The sequence below is a fragment of the Nevskia soli genome, from assembly GCF_903970205.1.
Taxonomy (GTDB): Bacteria; Acidobacteriota; Terriglobia; order Bryobacterales; family Bryobacteraceae; genus Bog-113.
Genome location: NZ_CAJCHS010000235.1, coordinates 1 through 9849, shown reverse-complemented (window position 1 = coordinate 9849; position 9849 = coordinate 1). Strand labels below are relative to the sequence as shown.

The 9849-nt window shown below is 58.6% G+C and carries 10 protein-coding genes; 5 read left to right on the top strand and 5 right to left on the bottom strand.

The window, feature by feature from the left end:
- Nucleotides 1-229 (top strand): AMP-binding enzyme (locus tag H1Y01_RS10665; protein ID WP_219341449.1); only part of this gene is annotated, 229 nt, incomplete at its 5' end.
- A complete protein-coding gene (locus tag H1Y01_RS10660) occupies nt 216-1130 on the top strand; it encodes a hypothetical protein (RefSeq protein WP_180540502.1) in 915 nt (304 codons plus the stop codon). The genes H1Y01_RS10665 and H1Y01_RS10660, both read left to right, overlap by 14 nt.
- Here the strand turns inward: H1Y01_RS10660 and H1Y01_RS10655 are convergent.
- Nucleotides 1111-1608: a GNAT family N-acetyltransferase gene (locus H1Y01_RS10655; RefSeq protein WP_219341448.1), complete on the bottom strand. Its 498-nt coding sequence runs from the start codon at nt 1606-1608 to the stop codon at nt 1111-1113. The genes H1Y01_RS10660 and H1Y01_RS10655 overlap by 20 nt on opposite strands.
- Nucleotides 1609-1692: 84 nt before the next feature.
- On the opposite strand from H1Y01_RS10655, the gene H1Y01_RS10650 reads away from it, so the two are divergent.
- Both H1Y01_RS10650 and H1Y01_RS10645 read left to right on the top strand, forming a co-directional pair.
- Entirely contained in the window at nt 1693-2586 is an 894-nt protein-coding gene (locus H1Y01_RS10650) for a LysR substrate-binding domain-containing protein (protein ID WP_180540501.1), read from the top strand.
- Between the two features lie 33 nt (nt 2587-2619).
- Nucleotides 2620-4890, top strand: coding sequence for a hypothetical protein (locus tag H1Y01_RS10645; protein ID WP_180540500.1), 2271 nt, complete (start codon nt 2620-2622; stop codon nt 4888-4890).
- Between the two features lie 19 nt (nt 4891-4909).
- On the opposite strand, the gene ppk1 is transcribed toward H1Y01_RS10645, so the two are convergent.
- From ppk1 to H1Y01_RS10625, 4 genes are all read right to left on the bottom strand, one after another.
- Nucleotides 4910-6973 carry a polyphosphate kinase 1 gene (gene ppk1 / locus H1Y01_RS10640; RefSeq protein ID WP_180540499.1) on the bottom strand — a complete coding sequence of 688 codons (2064 nt, stop codon included), beginning with the start codon at nt 6971-6973 and terminating at the stop codon, nt 4910-4912.
- Nucleotides 6974-6975: 2 nt separating this feature from the next.
- A complete protein-coding gene (locus H1Y01_RS10635) occupies nt 6976-7590 on the bottom strand; it encodes a hypothetical protein (protein WP_180540498.1) in 615 nt (204 codons plus the stop codon).
- The gene (lpxD, locus tag H1Y01_RS10630) at nt 7587-8567 is read right to left on the bottom strand and encodes a UDP-3-O-(3-hydroxymyristoyl)glucosamine N-acyltransferase (RefSeq protein WP_180540497.1); all 981 of its coding nucleotides are present in this window, start codon (nt 8565-8567) and stop codon (nt 7587-7589) included. Before lpxD ends, H1Y01_RS10635 begins: the two co-directional genes overlap by 4 nt.
- A 191-nt stretch (nt 8568-8758) precedes the next feature.
- On the bottom strand, nt 8759-9295 hold the full coding sequence (locus H1Y01_RS10625) for a Spy/CpxP family protein refolding chaperone (protein ID WP_180540496.1): 537 nt from the start codon (nt 9293-9295) through the stop codon (nt 8759-8761).
- A gap of 38 nt (nt 9296-9333) precedes the next feature.
- Between H1Y01_RS10625 and H1Y01_RS10620 the strand changes: the two genes are divergently transcribed.
- On the top strand, nt 9334-9849 hold a 516-nt coding region (locus H1Y01_RS10620; RefSeq protein WP_180540495.1), incomplete at its 3' end, for an acyl-ACP--UDP-N-acetylglucosamine O-acyltransferase.

The following is a 9849-nucleotide window of genomic DNA, read 5'->3' as shown; positions in this document are numbered from 1 at the left end:
GATTCTGAAAGGCCCCGCGGCTCCCGATGCACTGATCCAGCACATAGTTACTGTGATGGGACCGACCTTCAAGCCGCGTGAAGTTGTTCTAGCTTCAGAGTTGCCGAAAACGCAAAGCGGCAAGATTGTACGGCGCTTACTCCGGCAGAAGTATTTAGGGCTAGACTTGGGCGACTTATCGACTGTGGCGAATCCCGAGAGTTTATCGGCCGCCGATGAACGCCGATAAAGGCCGACTTGAGGGCATTGGTTTGTTAACGCAATCTATATTTTGGCTCTGGTTTGCCGGGCTAGTTGTCCTGATCGCCGGTTTGTTCATCTCGCGAAGAGAGTTATCGTCAGGCCCGAACCTTGACAGATTGATCGCCCTTGGTCCGGTGCTCATCGCAGCCTCGCTGGCTGTCTTTGGCGCCGAGCACTTGGTAAGCGCGCAGGCCATATCGGGCGGCGTTCCGAAGTGGATGCCCGCGCCTCTTTTCTGGGCTTACTTCGTCGGCTGCGCCCTGCTCTGTACGGCGGCGAGCTTCGTTCTGAGGAAGTATGTGCGCTTGTCAGCCACGTTGTATGGTGCGATGCTCTTCTCCTTCGTGGCGCTGATTCACATCCCTAATGCCGCCCAAACTCCGAGCGACCGGATTATATGGGCCGTTGTTCTGAGGGACACAGCGTTCGCCGGTGGCGCATGGGCATTCGCGGGCAGTCTGGCGGTGAACAAGAGAGATCGCTGGCCGGCCACGCAGATAGTCATCGGGCGTATCTGCGTGGCCGTCGCCCTTATGTTCTTCGCGGTCGAGCATTTCCTACATCCCGAGTTTGCGCCCGGTGTTCCGCTAGCGAAACAGACTCCGGCATGGGTGCCGCTCATCCCTTTGTGGGGATACTTGACGGGAGCTGTGTCACTTATCGCTGGGATATGCCTATTACTGAAGATAAGAGCCCGTACCAGCGCCGCCTCGCTCGGATTGTTAATGATTCTCCTGACGCTGCTCCTATATGTACCTATTCTGGCCGTTGCGCCTCAAGCATCGCTAGTCGAGGCGGTAAACTACGTAGCGGATACGCTGCTGTTTGCCGGGACGCTACTCGTGCTCGCGCCAGCGCTGCCGGACTTCACAACAGCATCTCCATAAACACGTCCGCGCGCGTGTACGGGTTCGGCGGGAGCTTGTCAGGCGGGACGTGCCGGAAGCCAACCGACTCATATAGGTGCACGGCGTTGCGAAGCTTGGTGCTGCTACCCAGAAATAGCGACTTAGCGCCAATACCTTTCGCCTCAGCAATCACGTGCTCTAGTAACTTGCGGCCAATACCGAGACCCCGAAGCCGGGGAGACACTGCCATTTTCGAAAGCTCGTACACACCGTTCCCCATCGGAATCAGAGCGGCGCACCCGACAGGTTCTCCGTCCACTTCAACCATGAAAATGTATCCGCCCTTGCGCAGGATCGTGTTGTCAGGATCGCCGAGCGTCTCGCGGTCTTTGGCCTCCAACACGAAGTATCGAGTAATCCACTCCTCATTCAGCGCTCGGAACGCCGCGGCGTCTTGCGGGGTCTGGAGCTGCCGGATTCTAATATCAGCCGCGGATGCGGTTGTGTCCGATGGCACTGTTTCTGACCTCCTACTTGAATTCTGCTCTCGACGTAGCCATATGTCCAATATCTTGTTCGACCGGATTATGATCGATTGCATATGGATCACGAAATTGAGCTCCGCCATTTACGCTATTTCGTCGCGGTCGCGGAGGAGCTTCATTTCGGGCGTGCGGCCCAGCGTCTCCATGTTGCGCAGCCGCCTTTATCGCAGCAGATTCGCAAACTCGAGCAACTGATCGGGTATCAACTCTTCACGCGTACATCGCGCTCGGTGCGTTTGACCATCTCCGGCGAAGCGCTCCTCGAGAGCGCGCGGCGAACGCTTCGCCATGTACAGCGGGATATCGATGAAACCCGCAGCGTCGGCCGCGGCGAGGTCGGGTCTCTCCACATCGGCTTCGTTGGATCCGCCATGTTGACCAATCTACCGGGTGTTCTGCGAAGCTATCGCGAAGCCTATCCGCGGGTCCGGATGCAGTTGCATGAGGCGTTTACGGCACGGATCGTTGAAGGTATGGAAAATGGCTCGCTGGATGCAGGCATCCTACGGGACGGCGATCCAACGGAGGGCCTTCATATCGGCACCATCTTCTCCGAGCCATTTGTGGCCGTGCTCCCGGCAAGCCACCGGCGCGCGCATCAGAAGAGTATCTCGCCGGCCTCGCTACGCGGAGAGCCGTTCGTTTACTTTCCTCGAACTTCAGGCACACGGGCTTTCGAGAAACCGCTGTCGATCTTCGAGGAGTATGGATTTCGCCCGGCCATCGTACAGGAGGCGCCTCACTGGTTAACGATACTCCGGCTGGTCGGCACGGGTCTGGGAGTTACCGTCGCGCCGGAATGCGTTCGCCAGATCGCATCGCCGGAAGTCGCCTGCCTTAATCTTCGCAACACAAACATCGTCAGCAATATTGAGCTGGCACGGATCGTCGGAGATTCGCGCCCGATTGTCGAACAGTTCGCGAAGCTGGTGGAAAACATAGCAGCTTGATTCGAAAAATAAGTGCTGAAATCGGGCGAAGGGATGATATTATCCTGCAAGCTCTTCTATAGGTACCGCGTGCTTCGGCCCTCGCTCGCTCTTCTCGGTCTCTACTGCACACTGGCATGGTCGGCCGCACGGCCGGCCTCAGAGCGGATTGTCGTACCGGCCGACAAGACGGACACGTATCTTGATCTTCAGTTGAACGCCGCGCCGTCTAAGGGCGCATCCATAGGTGTTGGACCCTTAAAGGACTCAACCGGTTCGATCGTCTCAATGCGGCCGGTTGCCGAAAAGCCATCCGTTCTCGATGACACTCTTCACTTGCACTTAGTAGACATGTTTTTCTGGGGAGAGGCGAAGCTTAATGTCAGCGTTGGCGATGCCGCTTACGTCTGCACCCTGCAGCGCGGGCCGGCTCTTGCTAACCCGGACGTTCGTGCCGTGCGGAATGCCCCTTCGTCGCTATGGCTCTATAACTTCGACACTCACCCGCTCAAATTTCGTTGGCGTATTGTCTCGGGCGCGGATACCCTATGCGGTATCGAGCCCAATGGGCAAACCCGCCGCCAATGCGAGTGGCCGGATCGTTGGCCGGAAGCAACGCTCGCCGCGGTCCAAAGCGATTCAATCTCATTCGTTGCTCCGGATTCCTGGTTCGATCCGTTGAACGCGTTCGATGGCAGGGATGTTCGCCAGGCCCAGCTGGAGCTTCGCTTCGGAGACGGCGATAACGCTCAACTGCTCCGGACTAGCCTGACACTTCACCTCGAAACGCGCTTGCTGGATGCGTTCCCACTCTGGATGCCATGGATCGGCTCGACTTGGCGTATCATCCGCAACGTCTTGTGGGTGCTGTTCTGGGTTACTCTCGGCGCGGTTCTATTAATGCTCGCCCAAGTGATGATTCCGAATTTTCGGAGATGTCTTCGCATGGAAAACCAGATCGAGGGCCTGGAACAACGTCTGCGGTCCATCGGCAACCGCTGCGGAGGTACTCTTTACACGCGATCCGAGCAGGAGCTGGACAGCGTTCGCTTCAGTCTCGCCATGGAGCGGTCGTCGACTAAGTCCCGGTTTCGCTCGTGGGAACGATTGGCTCTGGCGGGCAACACCGCGGAAGTGAACCGTCTGGACAGTCTCTTGCCCAGAATCGAATCGCGCATTCGCCTCACCGAACGGTTAGATGAAGCTCAGGCCGCTGCACTCGAAGATGGACTCGGCGAAGTCCCACCCAGCATTTGCTGGAATCGAACAAAACTCTTTCGCAATGTACAAGCTATCCTTACTCGCCAGTTCCTAACGGACGGTGACGAGAAGAGCGCTTCGGACAGCCTTGCCGCGCTTACCACGGATGGCGGATCGATGAAGGACTTCGTACCGGAATTAGAGACGCGTATCGCGGGGCTTCGCCGGCAATTTGCGATGGAGCCATGGAAAACGAAGTATCCCAACCTGGTTGGGGCTCTGAACGGTTGCGCCGAGCTGCTACAACAGACGCCGGCGTCCATTCCTGACGGGGGCTGGACGAACAGTGAACTTATTCTCCGCGACTTATCCGCGATCCGCCTGTCTCTTGTTCATCGGATCATCCTGCTCGATTCCCTCTTGGATGCCAAACCGGGCCTTCGGGAAACTATTCTGAAGAAGCTGGAGTCGAATGAGCCGAGCGTCCTGGACGACGCCCGAAACGATCTCGTGAAGCTTGCCCAATCGCTGTCCGATCAGGACGTTCGGACCGCCCTCGAAGAAGGGATGTGGGACGCGTACTGTGAGCCCGCCATGATTACCGACCAGGACGTCTTGCGGTGCTCTTTCGTATTTCGCAACAAGGATTTGAATCGCTGTGCCGCGAAGAACAGCTTTCAGTGTTTTTGGCGAACCACTGCCGGCGACCCCGCTTCCCCTGACGACCTTTACGAGCGCGGATGGGAAATCCAGTTTATTCCCTCCCGCGGCGTGTTGCAAGTAACCCCGGAAGTCTACGATTCGCACGGAAACGCGGTAGCCATTCGCGACTCTTCGGAGGACACCAAGAATAAAGGCGTGGTTACCTTTGAAGTTGTTCCTCCACCCTCCAACACTTTGACCTCGCGCCTCTTACGAGGACTAATCGACGCATCGATCACCGCTGTGGTTCCCGTAGTCACGGTGGCGATTACTCAGGTGCAAAACGGCGGCCAATCGGACATTGGTCAATTGGTGTTACTTGGGTTCACCTCGCAAGCGATTCGCGCCGCTGTGATACCCGAGTCGGTGTCTACCCCACTCGAGCCGGCAAAGAGCGCGGCCGTCGTTCAGCGCGCCGCATGAACCAACTCCAGTCGCCCACCTAGCGCGAACGCGCCGCGAGGAAGACGGCCTGGCTATCCACGGCGGGTTCATCACTCTTGGGGCGGATGAGTGTATACTTGCCGTCGCTATCCAGGCGCCGGGCTTTCACATTGTCCGCCATATAGGTCTTGAGGATCTCGTCCCGTAGGCGCCGTATGAGCTTCGGATTCTCCACCGGAAAGACCACTTCCACTCTACGGCTCAGGTTGCGCGGCATTAGGTCGGCGCTGCCCAGGTACACTTCCTCGCTGCCGCCGTTGTAGAAATAGTAAATCCGGCTATGTTCCAGGAACCGCCCCACAATGCTGGTTACGGTAATCGTCTCACTTATCCCTGGTAGACCCGGTCTTAGACAGCACAGGCCGCGCACGAGTAAGTCGATCTTTACACCGGCTTGCGATGCCCGATACAGCGCTTCGATCATCGGCTGATCTTCCAGGGCATTCATCTTGAAAATCAGGTGGCCGTCGCCGTGAGCCCGGTGACGCGCGATTTCACGCTGGATCATCTGCTCGAGTCGTTTGCGCAGATTCAACGGCGCAACCAGCAGCTTACGGAACTCCGTTTTTCGCGAGTAGCCGGTTAGGTAGTTGAATAAGTCGGTCGCATCGGCCCCGATTTGTTCGTCGGCGGTAAACATCCCGAGGTCGGTGTAAAAGCGCGCGGTCTGGGCATTGTAATTACCCGTCGCCATATGAACGTAGCGGCGCATGGTATCGCCTTCGCGCCGGACAATCAGCCCGATCTTCGAATGTACTTTGAGCCCGACGAGCCCATAGATCACATGGACGCCTTCGCGCTCCAGTGCCTTGGCCCACTCAATGTTACTTTCTTCGTCGAATCGCGCTTTTAACTCCACTAACACCGCGACTTGCTTGGCATGCTCCACCGCGCCATCCAATAGAGCCGCGACGATCGGGGAATTCTGGCCGGTACGGTACAGAGTAATCTTCATCGCGAGCACGTCCGGGTCTTTCGCGGCGCGCCGGAAGAACTCAACCACCGGCTGGAAGGAATCGAACGGATGATGCAGCAGGATATCCTCCTTGCGAACGGCCGCAAAGAGATCGTCTTCGGCGAAAGCCGGCGGCGTGTAAGGAACCGCGAGCTTATCGTGCAATTCGGGGTAATCCAGCGCCGCGATGGCTTTCAGGCGACTTAGATCCAGCGGCCCATCCACGCGGTAGATATCGCGCGGATCCGGCTCCAGATTACTAGTCAGGATCTCGAGGATATCTTCCGGCATCGTGCGGTTCACCTGCAGCCGCACCACTTCGCTAAACCTCCGCTGCCATACCGCTTCTTCGATCGTCTCCAGCAGGTCGTCGCTTTCAATTTCCTGCACCGCGAACTCGGCATCGCGGGTAATGTGAAACGGATACGAGGCCACAATGTCGAGACCGGGGAATAGAGAAGAAAGGTTCGCGTGGATTACATCTTCCAGCCATACGAAACACGAACCCTTCTCGACCGGGACTTGTACAAATTGCGGAAGAGCGTCGGGAACTTTGAGCCGGGCGAAATGGTCTCCGCGTTCGTCGCGCACCTTCACGGCTAAGTTGAGACTAAGATTCGAGATATAAGGGAACGGCCGTCCCGGATCGAATGCCAGCGGAGTGAGTACCGGGAACACCGTCTTATGAAAGTACTCGTCCAGATAGGCGCGCTGTTTCTTAGTTACGTCCTCGTAATGCGAGATGTGTATGCCCACTTTGCGCAATTCCGGACAAAGCGTCTTTTCCCAGAACTCGTAGGCCTCGGAAACCAGCGCAGTTACATCGATTCGAATGGCTTCGGTCACGGCGGCGGGCGTCCGTCCGTCGATGCTAAGTTCGGTGACGCCGCTCTCGACCTGCTGCCGCAGACCCGCAAAACGCACCATGAAAAATTCGTCGAGATTCGACGACAAAATCGAGAGGAATTTTACGCGCTCCAGCAGCGGGTTGGATTCATCGCACGCTTCCGCAAAGACGCGGCGCTGAAAATCGAGCAGACTGAGTTCACGATTGGTGTAAAGTTTCGGATCATTCAGGGGCGGCGACGCGACACTAGCTTTTGCCATATCTATAGTCTAACGGCGCTAGCGCAATTCCGGACAAATGCGATCAGGTCCGGGGGAATCTGGAACCCGGGTCCGAGAAAAAAGCGGGGTTTTTGGGCGAAAATTCGGTTCGAAACGCGGGACCATGCGCTCTGGTTGTTCTCTTCCCGCGCGCTGAATACAATCGCGTCCGCCCGATCGAGATAGAGCCGGCTCGAAGCCTTGAAGTCTTCCACGCGCGGATCAATTACCGTCAGATACGCATCGGGCTTGAGGTATTGGATCACGCTATTCGATTCGATGATCACGTCCGCTGCGCGAGCGAACACCCGCCGCAGCGCGGGCACGGCAAACCCCAGTTCCCCGGCGCGCGTGCGCAGCCACAACGATTCCGCGGCGCCGGCCTCAAGGTAGCGCGAAGTGTCCGTCCCCGAATCGCGATGCGTCTCGCGCGTGATCGCAAACGGATGATCGGGGTCCGTTGCGCATTCGCAATCCGCGCCGGAACTGGAACAAACCCCGTGACCGAATTGGGTGATCTTGATTGCGGTCCATTTTCCCGGAAGCGCTTGCAGCAGCCCGCACACCACCGAAGTCTTCCCAACATTCCGCGAATGGCCGCCAACCACCAGAATCATTCGCCGGACTTCCGCGCGAGGCGCCGCACCCACGCGAGCTGCTTCAGATACTCGCGCAGCGGTTGCGCCGGAGTTCCCCACTGCGGCTGCCCTGCGCGCACGATCTTCGAGGGCAGAATCCCCGAACCCGACCCGATCACCGCGCCGGCCTCGATGCGCGCTTTATCGCCCACGCCGACTTGTCCGCCGATAATCGCGCCGTCTCCCACCGTCACGCCGCCTGAAAAACCAGTCTGTGCGGCAACCACAACGTTCCGTCCGATATCGCAGTTGTGGCCCACATGAACCATGTTATCGAGCTTGGTTCCCCCGCCAATCCGCGTCACACCCAGTGCGGCGCGGTCGACGCAGCTATTCGCGCCGATCTCGACATCGTCTTCGATCGACACGTAGCCGACTTGCGGGAACTTCACCCATTTGCCGTCTTGAGGTGCGAAGCCGAAGCCGTCCGCACCCACCACGCAGCCCGCGTGCAGGACGACGCGATCGCCGACGCGCGTTCGGTCATAGATCACAACTCCCGAGTGAAGCGTGCAATGCGCGCCGATCCGGCAGTCCTTGCCAACATGAACGCCGGCGGCAAACCGCGTTTGGGAGCCGACGGAGGACCCCGCGCCTACGGAGCAAAATGCGCCAATTTCCGCCTGGGAATCGATCACGGCTCCGGCTTCGATGACGGCTGATGGATGAATGCCGGCGACGGCCGGACGCTCGGGATATAACAACGCAAGCGCTTGCGCGAATGTGCCCCGAGGCGATTGCGACCGGATCACCGACTGCGAATCGCGGGGCTGGAACCCCAGGGGCGCAATCAAACAGCCGGCATTCGAAGCCCGCCCGGCGGCAAAAAACGCCTCGCCGGAAACAAACGAAAGCTCACTCGCCGTCGCCGATTCGAGCGGAGCTGCGCCGGTCAACGCGCCGGGCGGCCCTTCGAGCGGAAGACCCAGACTCAGGGCCAGATCCGTTGCTGTCACTGGACGGATTATATGATTCCGACCGCGAGAATCTTCCGACGACCGCTAAATCCCCATTCTGAGCCGCGACCGTAAGGGAGCTGGTGCTCCGGGAAAGAATCTTCGAATGCTTTTCACAGCGCAAGTGCGGAAGGCTCCCTAAAGCGCACCGCTCCGTGACCGTCGCGGCTCAGCATGCGATATCCCCAGCGTTAATGGCCCGGCGCCTTGGGAGCACCCGCAGGGGCGCCCGCCGGCATCCCGCGCGGCGCGGCAGGTGGCAGCGGCGTCAACAAAGCCAGCCCGGTGGCCTGGTCAACGGCGGTCCGCATCTTCTGCGCCTCTTCAAGCTTGGCCAATTGCGCTTTCTGCTCTGGTTTCAGTATCGCGAGAGCTTTCTCGTGAACATCGCCCGCACTCGGCGGCTGTTTGCGAAGCTGCTGCAGTTCGAGCATCAGCCGGCCGACCGTCGTCGGATCGCTTGTGCTCGATTCCAAAGCCGCGTTCAGTTCTTTTTGCTTGTCCGCCATCTTGGCGTAAAACGCTTGTGTTGCGGACATCTTATCGGTCTGCAGTTGTTTCAACTGCGTGATCTGTTCATCGGTCAGGTTCAACGCGGCTTTGACGTCGTCGTACGTCTGCTGGTAGCGAGCGCCGCCGGGACCTCCGCCGCCCGGCATCATCTGCGCGGACGAAACTCGCGGGGACAAAGCTGCCCCTGAAATCAAAAGGATAAGTAGAAAACGCATGGTTATGGGTTCAACCTCACACCATATCATGAGGGTTCATGCCGATCGACCCTTCCGCGCAGATTTCTCCAGCGGCGCGCGTTCATCCGGAAGCTGTAATCGGGGCCCGCACGGTCGTTGGAGATTTCTGCGTCATCGAGCAGGATGTCGTGATCGGCGCGGATTGCCTGCTGGAACCGCACGTCTACGTGAAGCGCTGGACGACCATGGGCGACGGCAACGAGGTTTCCGCAGGCACCGTGTTGGGCACCGATCCGCTCGACAAGGGCTTCCGCAAAAGCGATCGCAGCTACCTTCGGATCGGCAGCGGCAACATCATCCGCGAGCATTACACGATTTCGCGCGGAACGAAGCCAGAATCCGCGACGGTGATCGGCGACGAGAACTATATCATGACGAGCGGCCATATCGCGCATAATTGCGTGATCGGAAGCCGAGCGGTGATCGCGAGCTGCGCTTTGGTCGCCGGGTATGCGGAGGTGGAGGACCAGGCGTTTCTCTCGGGCGGCGTGGTGGTTCATCAGTATTCGAAGATCGGGCGGCTCGCCATGATC

Excerpts from the sequence above, each read along its gene's own strand:
- ppk1 (WP_180540499.1), bottom strand. The coding sequence starts at position 6,973 with ATGGCAAAAGCTAGTGTCGCGTCGCCGCCCCTGAATGATCCGAAACTT.
- H1Y01_RS10645 (WP_180540500.1), top strand. The coding sequence starts at position 2,620 with ATGATATTATCCTGCAAGCTCTTCTATAGGTACCGCGTGCTTCGGCCC.
- H1Y01_RS10625 (WP_180540496.1), bottom strand. The coding sequence starts at position 9,295 with ATGCGTTTTCTACTTATCCTTTTGATTTCAGGGGCAGCTTTGTCCCCG.
- H1Y01_RS10650 (WP_180540501.1), top strand. The coding sequence starts at position 1,693 with ATGGATCACGAAATTGAGCTCCGCCATTTACGCTATTTCGTCGCGGTC.
- H1Y01_RS10635 (WP_180540498.1), bottom strand. The coding sequence starts at position 7,590 with ATGATTCTGGTGGTTGGCGGCCATTCGCGGAATGTTGGGAAGACTTCG.
- H1Y01_RS10660 (WP_180540502.1), top strand. The coding sequence starts at position 216 with ATGAACGCCGATAAAGGCCGACTTGAGGGCATTGGTTTGTTAACGCAA.